Annotated in this window: 26 protein-coding genes; 10 read left to right on the top strand and 16 right to left on the bottom strand. The window is 67.7% G+C overall.

All coding sequences use genetic code 11. The features are described from left to right. Nucleotides 1–2 precede the first annotated feature (2 nt). Genes fliP through fliF form a run of 4 tightly spaced genes read right to left on the bottom strand, consistent with a single transcriptional unit; the run spans nt 3 to nt 3,208 of the window. Nucleotides 3–716 (bottom strand): flagellar type III secretion system pore protein FliP, encoded by a 714-nt coding sequence (gene fliP, locus Q0833_RS15585; protein ID WP_298437043.1) that lies wholly within the window; start codon nt 714–716, stop codon nt 3–5. Continuing rightward, nucleotides 713–988: a FliM/FliN family flagellar motor switch protein gene (locus tag Q0833_RS15590; protein ID WP_298437046.1), complete on the bottom strand. Its 276-nt coding sequence runs from the start codon at nt 986–988 to the stop codon at nt 713–715. Before Q0833_RS15590 ends, fliP begins: the two co-directional genes overlap by 4 nt. Continuing rightward, nucleotides 981–1,589, bottom strand: coding sequence for a hypothetical protein (locus Q0833_RS15595; RefSeq protein WP_298437049.1), 609 nt, complete (start codon nt 1,587–1,589; stop codon nt 981–983). The genes Q0833_RS15590 and Q0833_RS15595 overlap by 8 nt, the downstream gene beginning before the upstream one ends. Further along, nucleotides 1,586–3,208 (bottom strand): flagellar basal-body MS-ring/collar protein FliF, encoded by a 1,623-nt coding sequence (gene fliF, locus Q0833_RS15600; protein WP_298437052.1) that lies wholly within the window; start codon nt 3,206–3,208, stop codon nt 1,586–1,588. The genes Q0833_RS15595 and fliF overlap by 4 nt, the downstream gene beginning before the upstream one ends. A 131-nt stretch (nt 3,209–3,339) precedes the next feature. Here fliF and fliL point away from each other — a divergent pair, with 131 nt between their 5' ends. From fliL to Q0833_RS15645, 9 genes are read left to right on the top strand one after another with little or no spacing between them, the layout of a single operon-like run. After that, a complete protein-coding gene (gene fliL / locus Q0833_RS15605; RefSeq protein ID WP_298437055.1) occupies nt 3,340–3,822 on the top strand; it encodes a flagellar basal body-associated protein FliL in 483 nt (160 codons plus the stop codon). A gap of 2 nt (nt 3,823–3,824) precedes the next feature. Continuing rightward, nucleotides 3,825–4,205: a hypothetical protein gene (locus tag Q0833_RS15610; protein WP_298437058.1), complete on the top strand. Its 381-nt coding sequence runs from the start codon at nt 3,825–3,827 to the stop codon at nt 4,203–4,205. Then, nucleotides 4,202–4,789: a hypothetical protein gene (locus Q0833_RS15615; protein WP_298437061.1), complete on the top strand. Its 588-nt coding sequence runs from the start codon at nt 4,202–4,204 to the stop codon at nt 4,787–4,789. Before Q0833_RS15610 ends, Q0833_RS15615 begins: the two co-directional genes overlap by 4 nt. After that, entirely contained in the window at nt 4,786–5,649 is an 864-nt protein-coding gene (gene motA / locus Q0833_RS15620) for a flagellar motor stator protein MotA (RefSeq protein ID WP_298437064.1), read from the top strand. Before Q0833_RS15615 ends, motA begins: the two co-directional genes overlap by 4 nt. 29 nt (nt 5,650–5,678) lie before the next feature. Then, the gene (locus Q0833_RS15625; RefSeq protein ID WP_298437067.1) at nt 5,679–7,469 is read left to right on the top strand and encodes a hypothetical protein; all 1,791 of its coding nucleotides are present in this window, start codon (nt 5,679–5,681) and stop codon (nt 7,467–7,469) included. A gap of 45 nt (nt 7,470–7,514) precedes the next feature. Next, on the top strand, nt 7,515–9,572 hold the full coding sequence (locus Q0833_RS15630) for a flagellar biosynthesis protein FlhA (RefSeq protein WP_298437070.1): 2,058 nt from the start codon (nt 7,515–7,517) through the stop codon (nt 9,570–9,572). Next, on the top strand, nt 9,569–10,324 hold the full coding sequence (locus Q0833_RS15635) for a flagellar biosynthetic protein FliR (RefSeq protein WP_298437073.1): 756 nt from the start codon (nt 9,569–9,571) through the stop codon (nt 10,322–10,324). Before Q0833_RS15630 ends, Q0833_RS15635 begins: the two co-directional genes overlap by 4 nt. Next, complete coding sequence (locus tag Q0833_RS15640; protein WP_298437076.1) at nt 10,321–11,394, top strand: flagellar biosynthesis protein FlhB; 1,074 nt, start codon at nt 10,321–10,323, stop codon at nt 11,392–11,394. The genes Q0833_RS15635 and Q0833_RS15640 overlap by 4 nt, the downstream gene beginning before the upstream one ends. Beyond that, nucleotides 11,391–11,732, top strand: a complete 342-nt coding sequence (locus Q0833_RS15645; protein WP_298437078.1) for a hypothetical protein — start codon at nt 11,391–11,393, stop codon at nt 11,730–11,732. The genes Q0833_RS15640 and Q0833_RS15645 overlap by 4 nt, the downstream gene beginning before the upstream one ends. A gap of 6 nt (nt 11,733–11,738) precedes the next feature. On the opposite strand, the gene Q0833_RS15650 is transcribed toward Q0833_RS15645, so the two are convergent. The 9 genes from Q0833_RS15650 to Q0833_RS15690 are packed head-to-tail and all read right to left on the bottom strand — an operon-like array spanning nt 11,739 to nt 16,226. Next, nucleotides 11,739–12,194, bottom strand: a complete 456-nt coding sequence (locus Q0833_RS15650) for a hypothetical protein (protein ID WP_298437081.1) — start codon at nt 12,192–12,194, stop codon at nt 11,739–11,741. Beyond that, nucleotides 12,194–12,916 carry a flagellar basal body L-ring protein FlgH gene (gene flgH, locus Q0833_RS15655; protein ID WP_298437084.1) on the bottom strand — a complete coding sequence of 241 codons (723 nt, stop codon included), beginning with the start codon at nt 12,914–12,916 and terminating at the stop codon, nt 12,194–12,196. The genes Q0833_RS15650 and flgH overlap by 1 nt, the downstream gene beginning before the upstream one ends. A gap of 18 nt (nt 12,917–12,934) precedes the next feature. Continuing rightward, nucleotides 12,935–13,366 (bottom strand): flagellar basal body P-ring formation chaperone FlgA, encoded by a 432-nt coding sequence (flgA, locus tag Q0833_RS15660; protein ID WP_298437087.1) that lies wholly within the window; start codon nt 13,364–13,366, stop codon nt 12,935–12,937. Beyond that, a complete protein-coding gene (gene flgG / locus Q0833_RS15665; RefSeq protein ID WP_298437089.1) occupies nt 13,363–14,148 on the bottom strand; it encodes a flagellar basal-body rod protein FlgG in 786 nt (261 codons plus the stop codon). The genes flgA and flgG overlap by 4 nt, the downstream gene beginning before the upstream one ends. Nucleotides 14,149–14,158: 10 nt before the next feature. Continuing rightward, a complete protein-coding gene (locus Q0833_RS15670; RefSeq protein ID WP_298437092.1) occupies nt 14,159–14,872 on the bottom strand; it encodes a flagellar hook-basal body complex protein in 714 nt (237 codons plus the stop codon). Then, nucleotides 14,872–15,138, bottom strand: a complete 267-nt coding sequence (locus tag Q0833_RS15675) for a flagellar biosynthetic protein FliQ (RefSeq protein ID WP_298437095.1) — start codon at nt 15,136–15,138, stop codon at nt 14,872–14,874. The genes Q0833_RS15670 and Q0833_RS15675 overlap by 1 nt, the downstream gene beginning before the upstream one ends. A gap of 2 nt (nt 15,139–15,140) precedes the next feature. Then, complete coding sequence (gene fliE, locus Q0833_RS15680) at nt 15,141–15,416, bottom strand: flagellar hook-basal body complex protein FliE (protein ID WP_298437098.1); 276 nt, start codon at nt 15,414–15,416, stop codon at nt 15,141–15,143. Nucleotides 15,417–15,447: 31 nt separating this feature from the next. After that, nucleotides 15,448–15,840 carry a flagellar basal body rod protein FlgC gene (flgC, locus tag Q0833_RS15685; protein WP_298437101.1) on the bottom strand — a complete coding sequence of 131 codons (393 nt, stop codon included), beginning with the start codon at nt 15,838–15,840 and terminating at the stop codon, nt 15,448–15,450. Between the two features lie 5 nt (nt 15,841–15,845). Continuing rightward, nucleotides 15,846–16,226 (bottom strand): flagellar basal body protein, encoded by a 381-nt coding sequence (locus tag Q0833_RS15690; protein WP_298437104.1) that lies wholly within the window; start codon nt 16,224–16,226, stop codon nt 15,846–15,848. A gap of 54 nt (nt 16,227–16,280) precedes the next feature. Here Q0833_RS15690 and Q0833_RS15695 point away from each other — a divergent pair, with 54 nt between their 5' ends. Then, entirely contained in the window at nt 16,281–17,627 is a 1,347-nt protein-coding gene (locus Q0833_RS15695) for a FliI/YscN family ATPase (protein WP_298437108.1), read from the top strand. A 140-nt stretch (nt 17,628–17,767) separates the two neighbouring features. Here Q0833_RS15695 and Q0833_RS15700 read toward each other — a convergent pair whose 3' ends face one another. The 3 genes from Q0833_RS15700 to Q0833_RS15710 are packed head-to-tail and all read right to left on the bottom strand — an operon-like array spanning nt 17,768 to nt 19,333. After that, nucleotides 17,768–18,556 carry a DUF1217 domain-containing protein gene (locus Q0833_RS15700; RefSeq protein ID WP_298437110.1) on the bottom strand — a complete coding sequence of 263 codons (789 nt, stop codon included), beginning with the start codon at nt 18,554–18,556 and terminating at the stop codon, nt 17,768–17,770. Then, the gene (locus Q0833_RS15705; protein ID WP_298437113.1) at nt 18,553–18,957 is read right to left on the bottom strand and encodes a flagellar biosynthesis repressor FlbT; all 405 of its coding nucleotides are present in this window, start codon (nt 18,955–18,957) and stop codon (nt 18,553–18,555) included. The genes Q0833_RS15700 and Q0833_RS15705 overlap by 4 nt, the downstream gene beginning before the upstream one ends. A gap of 1 nt (nt 18,958) precedes the next feature. Next, entirely contained in the window at nt 18,959–19,333 is a 375-nt protein-coding gene (locus Q0833_RS15710) for a flagellar biosynthesis regulator FlaF (RefSeq protein ID WP_298437116.1), read from the bottom strand. Nucleotides 19,334–19,335 lie beyond the last annotated feature (2 nt).

The following is a 19,335-nucleotide window of genomic DNA, read 5'->3' on the forward strand; positions in this document are numbered from 1 at the left end:
TCCTAGAGATAACTGCGGACAAGCGCGCCGGACACAAGGGTCCAGCCGTCGACCACCACGAAGAACGCGAGCTTGAAGGGCAGCGAGACGATTGCCGGGGGCACCATCATCATGCCCATCGACATCAGGACGGCGGCTGCGACCATGTCGATGATCAGAAACGGCATGAACACGAGAAAGCCGATCTGAAAGGCCCGGCTCACCTCTGACAACAGAAAGCTCGGGATGAGGATGGCGAGCGTCTCGGGGTCGCTCTCGGGGCGCAGCCCGGCGAGATGCGCCAACGTGTCGGGGTCGACGCGGGCCAGCATGAAGGCGCGGAACGGCGCGATCGCCTCGGTGAATGCGACCCCCGGCTCCATCTCGCCGCGCGAAAGCGGGCCGATGCCCGCCTCCCATGCGGCGGTCGCGACCGGCTCCATCACGAAATAGGTCAGGAACATCGCCAAGCTGACGATCAGCATGTTCGGCGGCGATGCCTGGAGGCCCATCGCCTGCCGCATGATCGACAGGACGGTGACGATGAACGGAAAGCAGGTAACCGTGATCGCAATCCCCGGCGCGAGGCTCAGCACGGTCAGAAGGGCGATCAATTGGATCGAGCGCAGCGTCAGGCTATCGTCGCCCAGCGACAGCGCGACGTCCTGCGCGGCGACCGGGCCGCCGATGGCGACGGCACCGGACAGGACCAGTGCCAGCCCGAGGGCGCGGCTCATCCGGGTTCATCCGTCCGCGCCACCTCGGTCAGGCGCACGGCCAGCCGACCCGCGTGGTCGCCCTCCATCTCCTGCAGCTCGCCCCGGCCGATCAGACGATCGCCCGCGAAGAGTTCCACGGGGTCGCCGATGCCGCGGTCGAGCGTGAGGACAGCGTCGCGTTCCAACGACAACAGCTCCGTCACGGTCGGATGCGCCCGGCCCACAGAGATGGTGATCTCGACGGGGACGCGACCCAGCGCCGATGGGTTGTCGGGGGATGCGTCAGCCATGGTTGGCCTCCTTTGGCGTTGTATCGGTCGGGGGGTTCGCGCATCCGGGCAGGAGCCCGTGGAGGAACGTGTCGAGCGCGGCATCGAGATCGGAGAGAACCGCTTCGAGATCGACTTGTCGTTCCTGCCCCTCCCATCGGATCATGGCCTGCGAAAGGGCCAGCGCGGGCTCCGGCCGGATGGTCACGCGATCGGCGAGCTCGGCCTGGTCGATCAGCCGGGTCAGCGGCGGCTCCTCCTCCGGGGCCACCAGGAGGACCGGCCGCGCGTCGCCATCCGCCATCACCTCCGTCAGCTCCTGCATGAGGATCGGCAGGAATGCGGATTGCGCGGCCCGCGGCAGGAACGTGTCGAAGATGTCCCGCAGCGCCGGCTCGAGCATCGCCACGAGGCCGTCGACCGCAGCCGCACGGCTCTCTGTCAGGCGGGCCAGCGTTTCCTGCAGCCGGGCCCCGAGAAGGCCATTCTCCTCGTCGAGACGGGCGACCGCATCGTCCCACCCGGCGGCGTAGCCTTCGTCGAACGGACCAGGCGCCGCTTCGGCCAAGGGCGAGCTCTGGACCATCGCGCTGCCGAAATCCTCGAGCGCGAACGCGGTCATTTCGCCTCCTCCGGGCTTTCGTCCATCCAGCCGCGCAGAACCTCGAGTGTCTCGTCGCGGCGCTCGGTGATGAGGGTGCGAAGGCGGTCGACCGGATCATCCGCCTCGCCATCCTCCGTCTCCGCCGGCAGAAGCGTCCCTTCCGTCGACATGGCCGCGTCGGACGGCGCAGGAGGCGCGAGCGGCGCGGGGCTCGGGGCGCCGATCTCCTCGGGCGCGATAGCCGTGACGCCGTCGTCGGATGCGGCGGCCGGCAGGGCGGGGTTGGCAGGCGGCGGCGCAAGCGCGCGCGTCATCAGGGGGCGCACCACGAATGCGAGCACCCCGAGACTGACCAGCGCAAGCAGCGCGGCAATCGAGATCCGCCTGACATCACCCCCACTCAACCAGGGCAGCGACAATCCGGGGGCAGCCTCGGGCATGGCCGCGATGTCGAATTCCATGCTGCGGACGGTCACGACATCGCCGCGATCCGCGCGAAACCCGACGGCCGACTGCACGAGATCGCGAATGACGTCCAGTTCGGCCTCGCTGCGTTCGGACCACCCGGCTGCACCGTCCGCGTTCGTCTCCCGCATCCCATCGACCATGACCGCGACGGTGACCCGCTCGATCGCGCCCGGTGCACGCTCGATCTGACGCTCGGTCGCGGAGAAGTCGTAATTCACCCGCTCGCGCGTTTCGGCGTTCGAGCTTTCGGACTGCCCTTCCTCTTCCGCGGCATCACCGTCGGGCAGGTTGCTTGCGACGGTGACGCCGGCCCCGGCGGCGCCGCGGTCGCTGGCGCTGCGCTCCTCGGTATCCGTGCTGATGACCACGCGGCTCTCGGGATCGAGCACACGCTCGGTGATCAATTCGCGATCTTGGGTCGTCTCGATCGCCAGCTCGACAACGAAGCGACCGGGTCCGACACGGGCGGCCAGCAGGTTCTCGACCGCTGCCCGCATCTCGATCGCGCGGGTCTCGCGCCGCTCGGCCTCGGGGTCGATCGCGCCACCGCCGACGACACGCCCGCTGGCCGCATCGATCACCGTCACATCCTCGGCCGCGAGGTTCCGGACCGCGCCCGACACGAGGGACTGGACGGCGTGCGCCAAGGACGCATCGACCGTTCCCGATACCATCTGGAGCGTCACGGAGGCCGTGGCGCTGCGGTCGCGCGCGAACGGAGAACTGTCGGCCGTCGCGAGGTGGACGCGGGCCGAACGAACGCCCGGAGACGCGAGGATCGTGCGCGTCAGCTCGCCCTCGCGGGCCCGCCAATAGGCCGCGTCGAACATCTGAGACGTCGTGCCGAAGCCCGTCAGCCCGTCGAGCAGTTCGTAGCCGCTCCCGTCCATGCGCGGCAGGCCGTCGCCCGCCAGCTGCATGCGGAGCCCGTCGCGCATCCTGTCCTCGACGAAGATCGAGGACCCCCGCACCTCGTAGGGCGCGCCCCTCGCCTCGAGGCCGGCGATCACCTCGGACGCCGCGGCCGGTTCGAGCCCGGCATATAACAGCTCCATTCCGGGCGCCGTCGCGAGTCGGGTCAGAACGAATACCATCGCGAAGGTCAGAACCGTCGCACCGGCCAGGATCGCGAGCCGTCGCTTGTCCTGTCGACCCCATAGGGCGGTCATGTTGTCCAAGGCGTATCCTCTCGCAGGCGACCACCCGTTCTGGGGATCGAGGGCGAGGATTCCGCAATTCCTTTAACATTCGGTTAGCTCCCGAGGGCTAGGACGGAAGGTGAACGATCGAGGAGCAGGTCATGGCAGACGACGCGGATAACGGGGCGAAATCGGCCTCCAGGGGCGGGGCTCTCAAGTGGATTGCCGTGCTGGTGCTGGGGCTCGGGCTGGGCGCGGGCGGCTTCTATGTCATGTTCACCGGCGCCGCCGATGACGTCCTTGCGTGGAAGGGCGAGTCGGATACCGGATCGGTTGCGTCATCCAGTCTGACCTTCCTCGAACTCGAGCCGATCATCGTGTCGATCGGCGGTCCCGGTTCGATCCGGAACCTCCGCTTCCGCGCCTCGCTACAGATCGCTCCCGATGCCGATTCGCTGGCCCGCTCGCTTCAGCCACGGATGATGGATATCGCGACGACCTATCTGCGCGCCGTTCCGATGGACATGCTCGAGGAACCGACCTCCCTGATCCGCATCCGCGCGCAACTGCTCCGCCGGTTCCAGATGCTGACCGGCCCGGACGCGGTTGAGGATCTTCTCGTTTCCGAATTCGTGATGACCTGACCATGATTGATCTCCTTCCCGATGTCCTCCTGCTGGCCGCCACGATCGGGCTCGCCGGATATTGCCACCACCTCTCGCGGCGTCTGCAAGCGTTTGACGCGGCAGATACAACGCGGGTCTCCATGCTCGACGAATGGTCGCATCAGGTCGACGCGGCCAAGTCCACGCTGGAGACGGCTGCACGGACGGGTCACGACCTCGAGCAGCGCCTCGACGGCTTGGTGGCGTCCGCCGATGACCGCATCGGCCGGATGGAGATGCTCCTGAACAGCCTCGACGACCTCGAGTTGGACCGGCACCGCCGCGAAGCCGACGAGATCGCCGCGTCCGAAGTCGTGCCGGGCTTCCGGGCGATACGGCACGCAGCCGGGAGCGAAGCATGATGTCGGGCGGCGCGGTGGCCGCGCTGAAACGAGTGTCGCTGACGCTCCTGATCGGGGTGCTCGCGATGTCCTTCGTCACGCGCATCGTGTCGGCGGGACTGGCTGTTCTACCGGATGATGGTTCGGGCGAACACGCCGACACGCAGGGGCTGCTCTGCCCGCCCTCGACGGAGGTTCGGGACCTGCTCGACCGCTTGGGCGAACGCGGTGCCGATATCGACGCACGGGAAGCTGCGGTTGCCTTGCGCGAACAGGACGTGGCCGTCGCCCTGGACGAGGTGATGGCCATGCTCGACGACCTCTCGACCGCCGAAGCGCGCCTGGCGGCACGGATGCAGCAATCGTCCGAGGCCTCGGCCGAGGACGTCGCGCGGCTCGTTTCGGTCTACGAAGGCATGAAGCCCAAGGACGCCGCGATCCTCTTCGAGGCGATGGCCCCGGATTTCGCCGCCGGATTCCTCGCCCGCATGCGCCCGGCCTCGGCCTCGGCGATCTTCACCAGTCTCGCACCGGACACCGCCTATGCTCTCAGCGTGATCATGGCCGGTCGAAACGCCAACGCGGCGACGGAGGACCGGGAATGATCGGGATCGTCGGCATCGCCTGCGTGTTCATCATGGTCTTCGGCGGCTACATGCTGGCCGGCGGCAAGCTCGACATCATCCTCAAGGCGCTTCCCTTCGAGATGATCATCATCGGCGGCGCCGCCATCGGCGCATTTCTCGTAGGCAACAGCCTGGGCGAGGTCAAACACACCATCAAAGATATCGGCAAGATCTTCAGGGGGCCCCGCTGGCGACCCGATGACTACCGCGATCTCCTCTGCCTTCTGTTTGAACTGGTACGACTCGGACGGCAGGATCCCATGGCCCTCGAAGAGCATATCGAGGCGCCGGAGACGTCTTCCATCTTCGGCGAGTATCCACGCATCACGGCCGATCGCGAGGCCGTCGCGATGATCTGCGACACGCTGCGTGCGATGTCCATGAACTACGACGATCCCCACCAGGTCGAGGAAGTGCTAAGCGCCCGGATCGAGGAAAATCAGCACCATGCGCTCCATTCCAGCCACGCGCTTCAATCCATGGCGGACTCGCTGCCCGCTTTGGGTATCGTCGCGGCCGTCCTCGGGGTGATCAAGACGATGGGCTCGATCGATCAGCCGCCGGAGGTCCTCGGCAAGCTGATCGGCGCAGCGCTGGTCGGCACGTTTCTCGGAGTCTTCCTCGCCTATGGGATCGTGGGTCCATTCTCCGTACGACTGAAGAACGTCAGCGAACAGGACGGCCATTTCTATCGTCTGATTCAGGAGGTCTTGGTCGCGAACCTCCACAATCACGCGACCAACATGTGCATCGAGGTCGGGCGCCAATCCACGCCGACTCCGTTGCGGCCCAGTTTCGCGGACCTCGAGGATGCCCTCAAGAGCCGGAAGGCCGCCTGATGCTTCGGGCGGCATGCACCGTCCTTGCGATGTTGTTCGCCTCGGCGGTCTCGGCGCAGATCATTGTCCGGAGCGGAGAGCATGCCGCGTTTTCTCGGCTGGCCTTCGCCGCGCCGAGTGATGCGACGTGGACAGTGGATGGTGTCGCGCCCGGCAACGTCACGGTGGGGTTTCAGGGCCTCGACGGTACCCTCGACGGCGGTGCGATCTTTGACCGTATACCGAAAACCCGCCTTCAGATGGCGACGGCCGATGATCAGGCGCTCCGGCTCGGCGTGGCCTGTCGTTGCGACATCCGGATCAGCCACGTCCCCAGCGGCCACATCGCCCTGGATATCGTCGACCGCACCGATGTCGGATCGCAACCCGGGCCGGGCCAGTCCTTCGTGATGGCCGCAACAACGACGCTGTCCTTCCGCAGGCCGACCGAGCGGCCCGTTCGGGTCCATTCGCCCCTGTCGGACCTTCTCATGGCCGGACCGCGGGTCCCGTCCTCCCGCGCCAACCGAGGACCCCAAAACGATCAACTGCAGGTCCTCGCACCTGCCTCCACCCCGCAATTCGTCGTACGATCGAGCTCTCGCCCCGCGGTCTTTCCGGCGCCCGACCTGCCCGAACCGCCGCCGGAGAAGGACGCCTGCGAAGTCGAGGACCGGCTCGCGGACATCCTGAATGCGGATCCCGAAGCATCTTGGACCGCGTTTTCGCGGGCTCGGCGCACGCTGCTCGATGCCAAGGGGGCATATGCGACTGAGCGCCTGCATGACCTGGCGCGCGCGCATGCGGCGATGGGCATGGGCCAGGAAGCGCTTCAAATCCTCGACATCTCGGAGGAGGACGAGCCCGCGATCCGTATGGCCGCGAGCGCGCTGGACGACCTCCCCATTGCGATCTCGGACGCCCTGTCACGCTGCGGGCCCGCGTCGATGCTCGTCGTGCTCCTGTCGGGCACGGACGATCCCGAACGCGCGGTGGCGGATGCAGATGGGCTGGCGCTTTTCATTGCGGGCCTGCCGCCGACGCGATGGGCCGATCTGGCGCCGCGCGTGACCCGCATTCTGGCCGACGCCTACCAAGACGAGCTTTTGGTCGCCCTTCCCGCGGGCCGGCCCGGCGCCACCCTGGCGGGATCGGGATCCGAGGTAGATGCCGGGACCGGCTATGCGGCGATGAGATCGATCATCACGACGTTCGACAATGCTGCGAACGCGGGCATGACCGTGTCCGCAGCGCAGATGGAGAACGCACTGGCCCTCAGGATTTCGCTCCCTGCGGGCGCGGCGACACGGGAATTCGACCGCGCCGTCGCCGACGCACTCCTGCGGGACGACCGCGTGGCGGATGCAGTGCGGCTTCTGGACAGCTCTGCCATAACGGCGGATGAGCTTCTCGCGCTCGCCGTTCCCCTGCTCGATGACGGGGCGCTTCTGGATCTCGGTGCGCGCCTTCGAAAGAAGATCACGCCCGAGCATCCGGCAACCCACGCGCTTTCGGACGCCTACGTTCGTCAGGGTCTCGACGACTTCGACCGTCGTGTTGCACGTCGGGACGCCCGAGACTCGCAGCCACGAGCGATCGACGCGGGCGAACGGGTCGGGTCCGACGCCTGGATCCAACGCAGGTTCGTGCCGCTGGCGGCGGACCCGGGCGGCGGAGCAAGATCCGAACTGGCGCGCCTCGTCGTCGAGCGGAACGCAGTCATCAGCGACGTCGATGGTGATCTTGCCCACGCCCGATCTGTCTCGGAGCGGAGTTCGCGGCTTCGCACGGTGATCGCCGAGCTTGCCGCCGAACCCCCAGCCGCGATTACGGTGGATTAACCTTCTTTCGTTATGGATCCGGGGACCCTCCCAGGATCGGACCGGATGCGAGCGATTTTCCAACCCACCGTGCTGATGGCCGTCGCGCTGATGTCCGTCATACTGATGATGATCCTGCCGATGCCGTCTTGGGTACTTGATGCCGGGCTCTCGGTCAGCTTCGCGCTCGCCATCCTGATCTTCACGACGACCCTGTTCATTCAGCGGCCCCTCGACTTTTCGGCCTTTCCGACGATCCTGCTGGCATCTCTGATGCTGCGCCTGTCGCTGAATGTATCCTCGACGAAACTCATCATCGGCGAGGGGCATACCGGGACCGACGCGGCCGGACACGTGATCGAAGGCTTTGCGAGCTTCGTGATGGGCGGCTCCATCGCGCTCGGGCTGGTGGTGTTCGGCGTCCTCCTGATCGTGAATTTCATGGTCATCACCAAGGGTGCTACGCGGATGGCCGAGGTCGGCGCGCGGTTCGCGCTCGACGGCATGCCCGGCAAGCAGCTCGCCATCGACAGCGACATGTCGGCCGGCGCGATCGACCACGAGGAAGCCAAGCGTCGCCGCGAGGTCGAACTGGCCGAAACGACATTCTTCGGCTCGCTCGACGGGGCGTCGAAATTCGTGAAGGGCGATGCGGTCGCCGGGCTTCTGATCACGATCCTCAACTTGGTGGTCGGTCTCTCGGCGGGCATGCTGGCCCATGGCATGCCGTTCGGGGAGGCCGTCGAGACCTACGCGATCCTGACGGTCGGAGACGGCTTGGTGAACCAGATCCCTGCGGTCATCATTTCCATCGCGTCCGGCCTCCTTCTGGCGCGCGGGGGCGGCACCGGCACCGTAGATGTCGAGATCGTCGCCCAGATCGGGCGCCACCCCGCGGCGCTGGGTACCGTGGCCGTCATCATGGCGGTCTTCGCCTTCGTTCCGGGCATGCCCTTCGTTCCGTTCTTCCTCGGGGCCGCGACGCTGGGCGGAGCTGCCTTCTGGCGGCAACGCATGATTTCCCGCGTCGACGACGTGCCGGAGGATCTCGAAACCCCCGAGCCGCGCCGCGAGATGGGCGACGTCCTCTCGCTCGACGACATACGGGTCGAATTCGCGACCGACCTCGTGGATCTGGCGCTGGACCCATCGAACGGGCTTGAAAGCCGGATGTCTGGCCTGCGCAATCACATCGCCGAAAAGTTCGGAATCATCCTGCCGGAGATCCGGTTGACCGACGACCAGGGGCTTCCGTCGGGGACCTATGTCATCCGGATCCAGGGGGTCGAGATGGCGCGCGATCGGCTGGAGCGCGATCACATCCTTCTGTTACTGGGGTCTGGAACGCCGGCGCAGATGCCCGGCCGCGCGGTCAAGGAACCGGTCTATGGCGCCCCCGCGCGGTGGATTCCAAAAGGCAAGGCCGAGACCCTGCTCGGCGAGACGCTGGTGACGCCCGGAGAGGTGCTCGCCACGCATCTTCTCGAAGTGATCAAGAGCAATTTTCCGCAATTGCTCGGGCTTCGTGGACTGCAATCCCTGCTCGACGCCTTCGCCCGCGTATCATCCGCCGAACGCTCCGAGGCCAACCGCCGCATGCTCGACGACCTGATCCCGTCGAAGGTGACGCCGGAAACGCTGCTCGCCGTCCTGCGGATGCTGCTGGCCGAGCGAATCTCGGTCCGCAACCTGCCCGTGATCCTCGAGGCGCTGGCGGAGCGGCGCGACGGTCCGCCGTCGGTCGAGGACCTGACCGAGCATGTCCGGCAGCGGCTGGCCGAACAAATCACGGCCGAGCTGCGCCGCGACGATGGCAGCCTTCCCCTGATCCAGCTCGCACCGGCTTGGGAAGAGACCTTTTCCCGCCATCAGATCGATGGACCCGGTATCAGCCGCGAGATCGCGCTGCCCGGCCCAGAATTCCAGAAGCTGGCACAAGGGCTGGCCGAAGCGATCGCGGGCGTGGCCGAGTCGGGTCACCATGCGGCCGTCGTGACATCGGCGCGGCGGCGCCGGTTCGTCCACACCGTCCTGTCGGCGCGCGGGCTGACGAACCCCGTGATCTCCTACGAGGAGATCGGGGCCCGCGCGACGCCCGCAATCCTCGGGTCGGTCGCGGCGTGATCGAAGCGCTCCTCGCGCTGCACGATGCGGCCAGGCCCATCGCGATGGCCTCCTTCGCAGTGTTTCTGCGGATCGGCGCCCTGATGCTCGTCCTGCCGGGGCTGGGCGACCGCCTGATCCCGGCCCGGATCCGCCTCGTCACGGCCTTCGCCCTGACGGCGGCGGTGGCCCCGGCCGTCGAGCTTCAAGCCGAGATCGGACCCGGTCTGATCGTCGCCGAAACGGTCACCGGGCTCGCGCTCGGGGCCGTGCTGCGCTTCGTGGCGCAGGCCCTTTCGATGGCCGGCGTGATGGCCGCGCAATTGACGTCGCTCGCTCAGCTCTTCGGCACGGTCGAGCCGTCCTCGGCGATCGGCAACGTTCTGAACCTTGCGGGGCTCTGCCTGATCATGGCCAGCGGCCTTCCCCTGATGGTCGTCGAAATGATGATCCGCAGCTATGACATCCTGCCGCTCGGGGGCCATCTCGACGGCAGCGACGCGGCCCGTTGGGGCGCGGCGCGGGTGGCTCAGGCCTTCGCACTCGCAATCGCCATGGCCGCGCCCTTCGCACTCGCCGCGCTGATCTACAACGCGGCCATGGGCGTCATCAATCGCGCCATGCCGCAGCTGATGGTCGCCCTCGTCGGCGCGCCCGCGATCACCGGGGCCAGCGGCGTGCTCCTGCTGCTGTCGGCACCGCTTCTGCTGGCGGTCTGGAAAGCCGCGATGATCGCGACCTTGGCCGACCCGGTCACGGGCGGCGTGCCATGAGCCAGGAGGACGGCGCCGATCGCAGCCATGAGGCGACACCGCAAAAGCTCCTAGAGGCGCGCAAGAAGGGCGAGTTGGTCAAGTCGCAGGATGTCGCCGTCGCGGCATCCTATGCCGGGATGCTGCTCTGCCTCGCGTTCGCGGCGCCCGCGATTTCGAACCGCCTGACCGATCTCGGCGGCGCGCTCATCCAGAATGCGGACCTGATCGCCGAGGCGACGACCGGCGGCGGCGACGTCGCGGGCGGGCGCATCTTCGCCGAAGCGATGACGTTGACCGGCTTCCTGATCGCGCCGGCCGCGCTACTGGTGGTGGTCGGATTGCTGGCTCAACAGGCGATCGTGGTCGCGCCGTCGAAGCTCGCGCCGAAGCTGCAACGCGTCTCGATCCTGGCGAACGCGAAGAACAAATTCGGCCCGAGCGGCCTGTTCGAATTCCTGAAGTCCGCCGTCAAGATGGCCGCTTATGGAGGCCTGATGGCCTGGTTCCTGTTGGGTGAGGCCGATCGGATCGTAGCCGCAGCCGCGCTCGAGCCGCGCTTCCTCGGCCACGCCCTGGGCGACATCCTCTTCGATTTCGGCCTCGCGGTCGTCCTCGTCTCAAGCAGCATCGCGGCCGTCGACTACGGCTGGCAGCGGCACAGCCATCTCGTCAAGAACCGCATGACCCGACAAGAGGTGCTCGACGAAACGAGGCAATCCGAAGGCGATCCGCATCTGCGCGCCAGGCGGCGCCAACGCGCCCAGGAGATCGCGACGAACCGCATGTTGCGCGACATCCCCGAGGCGACGGTCGTCATCGTCAATCCGACGCATTACGCGGTCGCGTTGAAGTGGTCGCCGCTCGACCCGTCGCCGCCCATCTGCGTGGCCAAGGGGGTCGACCTCGTGGCGGCCCGTATCCGTGAGGTCGCGGGCGAGGCCGATATCCCGATCTTCAGCGATCCGCCGACAGCGCGCGCGCTTCATGCCGGTGTCGAGATCGGGGCCCCGATCGACCGCGCCCACTTTGCCGCCGTCGCGACCGCGATCCGCTTTGCCCGCGAGCTGACAGAAAGGGCACGCCGATGAAGGCCAAGGAACTCGCCGCGCTGACAGAACTGGCCCGGCTTCGGCGCACGAAGACCGCCGCGCGTCTGGCAGGGATCCAAGCCCAGATCAACGTGCTGGAGGACCGTCGGGGCGCCCTGGCACGGGTCGCCACCGCGCCGCCGGACAGCATCGACGAGGCCATCATGCAGGATCGCTGGCATCGCTGGCGCCAGCAGGAACTGGCGCGGCTGATGACCGAGATCGCGCGCCTCCAGGCCCGCGCCCAGCCGTTTCGAGAGGATCACGCAAAGAACGTTGCTCGCGTCGGCGTGGCAGAACGGCTTCCGATCCGTCCAAGGCGCGCCGCGCCGGACTGACGCGGCTCAGCCGTCTTGGCGCGCCATTGAGATCAGGAGGATGCGGGCCTGGTCATCACCCAGTCGCTGGTTCACCACTTCGTTCAGCCGCGTCCGCAGCCGATTGAGCGCGATGGCATCGGTGAAATCGCCATCGAATCCGCCGAGGCTGCCATAGCGGAACAATGCCTCGGTCAGGCCGTCGCGCAGCACCGGCTCCTGCAGCAGGATCGTGTCGCGGCTGACATGCACGGCCTCGACCCCGAGGGTCAGCACGACATGCCCCCACACACGTCCGTCGCGCAGGACGGGCACGATGAAGTTGTCGCGCAGCGTCACCACACGCTCGTCCTGCGGAACGGGCGACCGGATCGGGGCCGCCGCCTCTGCCCCGTCATTGTCTGGGCGCAGAACGAAACCGGCCGCTGCCCCGCCGGCCAGCGCCACGAGCATCACGACCAACGGGAGGAGTTTGCCCATCATCAGAACGGCAGCACGATATCGGCGAGCTGCTGGCCATAGCGCGGCTGCTGGACATCGGTGATCTGTCCGCGCCCGCCATAGGAAATTCGCGCCGCCGCGATCTTGTCATACGTGATCTCGTTCTGGCGCGTGATATCCTCTGGTCGCACGAAGCCGGTCACAAGCATCTCGCGCAGTTCGAAATTGACCCGAACCTCTTGCCGCCCCTCGATCCGGAGGGCGCCGCTCGCCATGACATCGACGACGGTCGCGGCGATGCGGAGCGTCAACCGCTCGTTGCGCCGCACGCCGCCGCCGCCGGACGACCGGCTCTGGGAGTTGGTCTCGACCGCCGAACCCAGCGTCGCGCCCGCGGGGAGACGCGGGTCGATGCTCTGTGGCAGGCCGAAGAACTCGGGGATTGCCAAACGTTCCGAGCCACTGCGTGAGCGGTTCGAGGTGTTGTCGAACTCGGCCTGCTCGTCGATCTCGACCACGACCGTCATGATGTCACCCCGTTGCCCGGCGCGCCGGTCTCCGAGCAGCGATTTCGGCCCTGCCGTCCAGAGCGAGGCGCGCTCCAGCACGGTGGGCGGTACGGTCACCGCGGGCGCCAGCGCGGCCATCGCCACATGCTCCCGGCCATCGGACGGTGGCGTCAGCTCGGGGGCCTGCCCGATGGCGCCGATCCGCGCGCAGCCGGCCAGAAGGACGAGCGTGAGAAGACCGATTGTTCGATACATGGCGGACGCTCCTGGCGTTCAGTTGATGGCGACGGTGCCGTCGGCCGAGGCGACGCCCGTGACGGTCGTGCGGGATGACAGGTTCATCACCCGGACCGGCTCGCCCTCACCGGCGCGGCCCAGCGCCCGACCTTCGGATGTGATGGTCAGGCCGCTTCGCCGGAAGACGAGCACGACCAAGGTGTTGCGCGCGATGACGGTCGGGGCGCCGACATCGCGGATCCGGATCGGCCGACCGGGATAGAGGTTCACGCGCGCCTCGAGCCCGACGATGTCGCGCGGATCGCTGAAGCCTTCGGCGCTCGTCCCGTCGCCGAAGGCGAGGTCGGCCGCCTCGATCGGCGTGCCCGCCCGGATCGGCTTGATGACCATGACCGTCTGCGCGGCGGCCATCGCCGCGGGCAGGCCGAGTGCCAAGATCGCGGCGAGGAGGCCGGCGCGCGTCTTCATCGGATCTGCGTCGTCGCGCCGAGCATCTGGTCGGCGGCGGTGATGACCTTGGCGTTCATCTCGTAGCCGCGCTGCGCTTCGATCAGGTCGGTGATCTCGCGCACGGCATCGACCGAACTGTCCTCGAGATAGCCCTGCCGGAAGAACCCGAGCCCGTCCTCGCCCGGAAAGCCCACGAGCGGTGCGCCCGATGCGCCCGTCTCGGCATAGAGGTTCGATCCCAGCGCCTCGAGACCCTTCTCGTTGGCGAAGTTCACGAGGCTGAGCTGCCCGAGATTCTCGGGTTCGACCCGGTCGATGAAGTGGGCATAGATCTCGCCCTCGGGATTGATCGTGATCGAGCGGGTGTCGTCGGGGATTGTCACGTCCGGCACCACCGGGTGGCCGTCCGACGTCACAAGCTGTCCTTCGCCCGTCCGCTTGAGCGCACCGTCGCGCGTATAGGCCGAGGCGCCGGAGGGCAGCGTGACCTCGAGATAGCCGCGCCCCTCGATCGCGACGTCCAGATCGCCGCCCGTGGCCCCCAGCCCGCCTTGCGCCACCTCCATGCTGACGGACGCCGCGCGGACGCCGAGGCCCAGTTGGACGCCGGTCGGCACAACCGCCCCGGTCGACGCCGAGATCGCTCCGGCGCGCGTGATCTGCTGGTACTGCAGATCCGCGAACTCGGCGCGACGGGCGTTGTAGCCCGTGGTGTTCATGTTCGCGAGGTTGTTCGAGATGACCTCGACACGCATCTGCTGGGCGCTCATGCCCGTGGCGGCGATACTCAATGCACGCATGTTCGTCTCCTCATCTGTCCATCAGCCGCATGATCGAGCGCATGCGCTGATCCTCGCGATCCATGAATCCCTGTCCCATTTCGTAGGCGTTCTGCACCGCGATCATCCGGGCGATCTGCATCACCGGCGAGACGTTGGATGCCTCGAGAAAGCCCTGCTGGATCGACGGCGCCTCGACCGCGACATAGCCGTCCGCGACAAAGGTCGTGCCGGCGCCACGCCGCATCGCGTCGGGGGCGTCGGGGCGTACCACGCCGATCTGCGCCAAGGGCGCGCCGTCGGCAGAGAGCGTGCCGTCGCGGCCGACATGGATGTCCGATGTCCCCGGCGGCACGAAGACCGGCGCGCCGCCCGCATCGAGGACCGGGTGCCCCTCGGGCGTGACGATGCCGCCATCGGCGGCCGCGACGAACGCGCCCGCGCGGGTGAGGTGCGGCGTGCCCCCGACATCGACGAGGAAATAGCCATCCCCCTCGATGGCGAGGTCCAGTGCCCCGCCCGTGCCTTCCAGCGCGCCCTGCTCGCGGCGGACATGGCGTCCGTCGGCCAGCGCGAAGGACACGGACGGCCCCCCGTCCGGGGCCTTCGTGACATGCTCGGAGAACACCAGGCCCTCGGCCCGGAACCCCGTCGTGGCGGCGTTCGCGATGTTCTGCGCGATGACATCCATCTCGCGGAGCAGCCCGACCTGGCGGCCTAGCGTCGTATAGATGCCATCGGCCATCAGAAGCCCTCGATGATTGGCAGGAGCGTGTCGTGGAAATACCGGCCGAGCGTCAGGCTCATGAAGCTCATCGAGACCCAGAAGACGCCGAGGATCGCCGCCATCTTCGGCACGAAGGTCAGCGTCATCTCCTGCACCGAGGTCAGTGCTTGGAAGAGGCCGATCGCCAACCCGACCACCAGCGCCACGCCGAGCAGCGGCGCCGAGATCAAGACCGAGATCCAGAGCCCCTGGCGGAGCGTGTCGAAGAACAGAAGCTCCGACATGGTCAGACCGGCATCCGGAGGATTTCCTGATACGCCTCGACCACCCGGTCGCGGATCGTGACCACGGTGTCCACGGCCAGCTTGCTCTCGGCCATCGCGGTCACGAGCATATGGGGGTCTGCACCGGTCGTCATGGCCGCTTCGGCCTGCGCCTCGGCCGCGCGAAGGGCGTCGGCGAAGCCTTCGACTGCGCGCTGCGCCGCCGCGGCGCCTGGGGTCGGTCCGGGGTCGGTCCGGCCGGTCACGGCCAGACCTGTGAGGGTCGCGTTCAGGTCCATTCTGGGCCTCCATCTCGCTATGTTCGGGGCATTATCGCTTGAGGATGTCCATGAGGCTGGTCGACATGCGTCGGACCTGCTCGAACATCTTGAGGTTGGCCTCGTAGCTGCGCTGCGCCTCACGGGCATCGGCAAGCTCGGTCACGATCTCGACGTTCGAGCCGTCGTAGAACCCGTCCTCGCCCGCCATTGGGTGGGACGGATCGTGGACCCGTCGCGGCTCCGTCCGGTCGAGCCTGACGTCACCAGGCGCTACCATCCCCGAGCGGCGACCGTCCTGCACCATTTCGACGAAGTCGATGACCTTGCGGCGATAGCCGGGGGTGTCCGCGTTCGCCACGTTCTCGGAGATATGGCGCAGGCGCTGGCCCTGGCTGCGCATTCCCGAAGACAAGACCCTGAGAGCATCTGAGAATTCGGCCATCTCGCCTACCTCCGCCCGAGCGACGCGCGCATGATGTCGAGCGCCGTCCGGTAAACGGTGACCGCCCGGTCATGCGCCCGCCCGGCATCGATGCCGCGCAGGATCTGATCCTCCAGATCGACGCTGTTGCCGTTGGGGTCGGCGGGAACATCCGTCGTCTCGAAGCTATGGATGCCGGTCGGGCCATCCCCCAGATGGGCCGGGCGCGTCCGGCGAAGTGGCATGTCGCCCGCATCCGGCGCGAAGACCACCACGTCACGCGCCCGGAACCCGGGCGTGTCGGCATTCGCGACATTCACCGAAAGCGTGGCCTGCCGCGTGGCCGCGTGGCGGGCGGCATCGGCGGCCAGTCGCATGATACTCGGCATTTCGTTCACGGGGTTCATCCTCCGTCATCCGTGAAACGAAGCCTTAAGGGAGATTCCTTTAGAAACCGTTGCATGGACCAGCAACTCACCACACCCGACCCCTTCGCGACCCTGCGGGCGCGCTTGCCTGGCATCCGTCCGACCCATGATGTCGGCCGCGTGCGGCGGATCGAGCCGACCGGCCTCGAGATCGAAGGTCTGTCGGACCGCGTCGGGCTGGGGGACGAGCTTCTGTTCGACGGCGGGGCCGGTGCGACTGACCGCGCCGAGGTCGTGCGAATCGCCGAAGGCACGCTGTGGGCCACGCCGCTGGGGCGGGTCGACGGACTGGGCATTGGGCACGCGGTCCGCGCGGGCGGGCGCCCCTCGATCGCGCCAACGCGGCAGTGGTTGGGCCGGGTGATCGACTCGGTCGGGCGCCCGCTCGACGGCCGCCCCCTCAGCAGCGGCAAGCCGATCGGCCTCTTGGCGCGACCGCCATCGGCCACCGATCGCCGCGGCATGGGGGACCGATTGACCACGGGATTCACCGTGCTCGATACGATGTTACCCATCGCGCGCGGCCAGCGGGTCGGTCTCTTCTCCGGGTCCGGCGTGGGTAAATCGACCATCCTCGGTCAGCTCGCGCGCGGGATGGATGCGGATGTCTGCGTTCTGGCGCTCGTCGGTGAGCGCGGGCGAGAGGTTGCGGACTTCGTGCGTCGCGTGCTCGGTCCGGAAGGGATGGCGCGGACCGTGGTTGTCGCCGCGACCTCGGACATGTCGGCAGGCCTGCGTCGCCGCTGCGCCGTGACGGCAATGGCCGTGGCCGAGCGGTTTCGCGATGATGGGCATCACGTTCTCTACCTCTGCGACAGCGTCACGCGCCTCGCCGAAGCCCATCGCGAGGTCGCCGTTGCGGCGGGTGAGCCGGCCAGCCTGCGCGGCTTTCCCGCCAGCCTGACGTCATTTCTGGCCGCGCTCTGCGAACGCGCGGGGCCGGGCATCGCCGGACAGGGTGATATCACGGCCGTCCTCTCCGTGCTCGTCGCGGGATCGGACATGGACGAGCCGATCGCAGATATTCTCAGGGGCCAGCTCGACGGCCATGTCGTCCTTTCGCGCGACATCGCGGAAGCCGGGCGATTTCCCGCCGTGGACATCCTGCGGTCCGTCTCGCGGAGCTTGCCCGGCGCGGCCAGCCCGTCCGAGAACGCCATCATCGCCGAAGTCCGGCGGGTGCTGGCCGTGCAGGACCGGACGGCGCTGATGGTCAGCTCAGGCCTTTACGAGAAGGGCTCCGACCCCGAGATCGACCGCGCGATCGCCATCGTTCCGCGACTGAACGAGCTGTTCTCCACGGACGGATCGACGGACACGCAGGACGCATTTCGAAACTTGGCCGGCACGCTGGGCCTGACGCTGGCGGACGGGGGCTGATTCGCCCCGTGGGGGCCTTGCCAGCATTGCTCCGCCTAAAGTCCCCTCCAATTCACCGCGAGCGTCATAGAGGCGAGTTTGGTCGGCGATGCCGATGCGGTTCATCCGCCATCCTCATGGGTATTCCTGCAATGGTGCGGTCAGAAGCCGCGCAGCAGCACGAGCGCGGGAGACGTGACTTGGGCGGCGTCGGTCGAGAGACCAGCCAGAGTGGTGAAGCGGTCCAGAACCTCGGCGAGTAGCGGTTCGGCCCCGAGGCGGGACAGGCTGGATGTCCCGAAGATCGCCTCGGCGCGGTCGGTGAACTCGGTGACCTGACGGTCGATCGGCAGCGTTCCGATCGAGGCCGGGAGCCCGAGAGCCACCTCCATCACCTCGCGGAGCGGAGGCGTGCCCATCAACGTGAACCATTTCGTCCGGGACGATCCCCCGCCGCCGGCAAGATCGGCCAGCTCGCGCGACGCATTCAGGGCAAGACGCATATCGGGCGCCACGTCGCCGACCGCCACCTCGAACGTCCGCTCGCGATAGAGGGCCTCGATCCTGTCCGGAAAGCCCGCAAGCTGCGAGTTCGGCGTGGGGAAATCACCAAAGCCGAAGGCTCGGGCCATGGTGCGATACCGCCGGTCGGTCAGCTTGTTGGCCAGCGCATCTTCCTGGATCGTGCCCTCGCCCAACACCCGGCGGATCAGGGCGCGGCTGCCGATCTCGTCCGACAGGCCGAACGCGCCGAGGGCCACGCGCAGCAATCGGTAATCCGAGACCAGCTCCTCCGCCGACTGGACGTCGCCGATCCGCGCGCGAAAGTAGTCGAGGTCGCGCGCGATGCCGGGCGACTGGTCATGGATCTCGCGCTGGCGCGGCATCGACTGCTGGAGCGCGCGCCAACCTGCGAGGCCGTTCCCGATGACCGCCGGCTGAAACGTCACGCCGCGGTCGCCGCCAGGATCTGCGCCTCCCGGTTCTTGAGGTCACCGAGGCGACGGAGCGCCTGATAGTCCTGCCCCTGCAACAGATGCGTCGAGATTCGGTCGATCAACGCGCGATCCCCCGGCTCGACGAAGGCATGGCGCAGGGGGACCAAGGCGCGCAACGCATCAGTCCGCGTCTGTTCGATATCACACTCCCCGACGAGCATGATCTGCACGAGGTTGGCGAGCCGCGCGACGGGCGTCACGGCCCGCGCGGGATCGACGGCGTCGCGCAGGCGCAGAAGCTGGGTATCCGGCGTCAGAAGGCGGAGGCGCGCGCCGCGACCCGCATTCTCGATCACCGCCCCGTTGACGACGATCCGGTCGCCGCTCGGCAGCTTGAGCATCAGGCCCGCCATGTCACAGGGCCCCCGCGGTCAGGCCGTTGGCCATCCGTTGGTTGATCTCGATCAGGGGGGACACGCTGCCTTCGCCACGCAGGAGCGCGGTGGTCGTGCGATCCACGTAGCCCGCGAGGCCAAGCAGCGCGGCACGAAGATCCTCCGGCAGGGCGTTGGTGTCGTCCGCGCAGGCCGATGCTGCGGCCCGCCAGAGCCGGCGATTGTCGTGGAGCGCGCGGGCGCGGGCCGGGCCGGCGGTGGTCGGGTCGGCGTCGAAAGCACTTCTCAGGTGGCGCGTGACGCGCGCGAAGACCAGTGCCTCCGCCCGTCCGGGGTCGGTCAATTCGGTGGCCAGCGTCGCGTAGGCCATGTTCGCCGTCTGGGGATAGCCCATCG

Origin of the sequence: uncultured Jannaschia sp., from assembly GCF_947503795.1 — a bacterium.
Classification (GTDB): Bacteria; Pseudomonadota; Alphaproteobacteria; order Rhodobacterales; family Rhodobacteraceae; genus Jannaschia.

What these genes read in the sequence shown, in the direction of transcription:
- Q0833_RS15650 (WP_298437081.1), bottom strand. Translation starts at nt 12,194, where the DNA reads ATGATGGGCAAACTCCTCCCGTTGGTCGTGATGCTCGTGGCGCTGGCC.
- Q0833_RS15695 (WP_298437108.1), top strand. Translation starts at nt 16,281, where the DNA reads ATGGACCAGCAACTCACCACACCCGACCCCTTCGCGACCCTGCGGGCG.
- Q0833_RS15710 (WP_298437116.1), bottom strand. Translation starts at nt 19,333, where the DNA reads ATGGGCTATCCCCAGACGGCGAACATGGCCTACGCGACGCTGGCCACC.
- Q0833_RS15610 (WP_298437058.1), top strand. Translation starts at nt 3,825, where the DNA reads ATGATTGATCTCCTTCCCGATGTCCTCCTGCTGGCCGCCACGATCGGG.
- fliE (WP_298437098.1), bottom strand. Translation starts at nt 15,416, where the DNA reads ATGGACCTGAACGCGACCCTCACAGGTCTGGCCGTGACCGGCCGGACC.
- Q0833_RS15590 (WP_298437046.1), bottom strand. Translation starts at nt 988, where the DNA reads ATGGCTGACGCATCCCCCGACAACCCATCGGCGCTGGGTCGCGTCCCC.
- Q0833_RS15670 (WP_298437092.1), bottom strand. Translation starts at nt 14,872, where the DNA reads ATGGCCGATGGCATCTATACGACGCTAGGCCGCCAGGTCGGGCTGCTC.
- fliL (WP_298437055.1), top strand. Translation starts at nt 3,340, where the DNA reads ATGGCAGACGACGCGGATAACGGGGCGAAATCGGCCTCCAGGGGCGGG.
- Q0833_RS15625 (WP_298437067.1), top strand. Translation starts at nt 5,679, where the DNA reads ATGTTGTTCGCCTCGGCGGTCTCGGCGCAGATCATTGTCCGGAGCGGA.
- Q0833_RS15595 (WP_298437049.1), bottom strand. Translation starts at nt 1,589, where the DNA reads ATGACCGCGTTCGCGCTCGAGGATTTCGGCAGCGCGATGGTCCAGAGC.
- Q0833_RS15615 (WP_298437061.1), top strand. Translation starts at nt 4,202, where the DNA reads ATGATGTCGGGCGGCGCGGTGGCCGCGCTGAAACGAGTGTCGCTGACG.
- flgC (WP_298437101.1), bottom strand. Translation starts at nt 15,840, where the DNA reads ATGGCCGAATTCTCAGATGCTCTCAGGGTCTTGTCTTCGGGAATGCGC.
- motA (WP_298437064.1), top strand. Translation starts at nt 4,786, where the DNA reads ATGATCGGGATCGTCGGCATCGCCTGCGTGTTCATCATGGTCTTCGGC.
- Q0833_RS15675 (WP_298437095.1), bottom strand. Translation starts at nt 15,138, where the DNA reads ATGTCGGAGCTTCTGTTCTTCGACACGCTCCGCCAGGGGCTCTGGATC.
- flgG (WP_298437089.1), bottom strand. Translation starts at nt 14,148, where the DNA reads ATGCGTGCATTGAGTATCGCCGCCACGGGCATGAGCGCCCAGCAGATG.
- Q0833_RS15640 (WP_298437076.1), top strand. Translation starts at nt 10,321, where the DNA reads ATGAGCCAGGAGGACGGCGCCGATCGCAGCCATGAGGCGACACCGCAA.
- Q0833_RS15645 (WP_298437078.1), top strand. Translation starts at nt 11,391, where the DNA reads ATGAAGGCCAAGGAACTCGCCGCGCTGACAGAACTGGCCCGGCTTCGG.
- Q0833_RS15630 (WP_298437070.1), top strand. Translation starts at nt 7,515, where the DNA reads ATGCGAGCGATTTTCCAACCCACCGTGCTGATGGCCGTCGCGCTGATG.
- Q0833_RS15690 (WP_298437104.1), bottom strand. Translation starts at nt 16,226, where the DNA reads ATGAACCCCGTGAACGAAATGCCGAGTATCATGCGACTGGCCGCCGAT.
- Q0833_RS15705 (WP_298437113.1), bottom strand. Translation starts at nt 18,957, where the DNA reads ATGGCGGGCCTGATGCTCAAGCTGCCGAGCGGCGACCGGATCGTCGTC.
- flgA (WP_298437087.1), bottom strand. Translation starts at nt 13,366, where the DNA reads ATGAAGACGCGCGCCGGCCTCCTCGCCGCGATCTTGGCACTCGGCCTG.
- fliP (WP_298437043.1), bottom strand. Translation starts at nt 716, where the DNA reads ATGAGCCGCGCCCTCGGGCTGGCACTGGTCCTGTCCGGTGCCGTCGCC.
- fliF (WP_298437052.1), bottom strand. Translation starts at nt 3,208, where the DNA reads ATGACCGCCCTATGGGGTCGACAGGACAAGCGACGGCTCGCGATCCTG.
- flgH (WP_298437084.1), bottom strand. Translation starts at nt 12,916, where the DNA reads ATGTATCGAACAATCGGTCTTCTCACGCTCGTCCTTCTGGCCGGCTGC.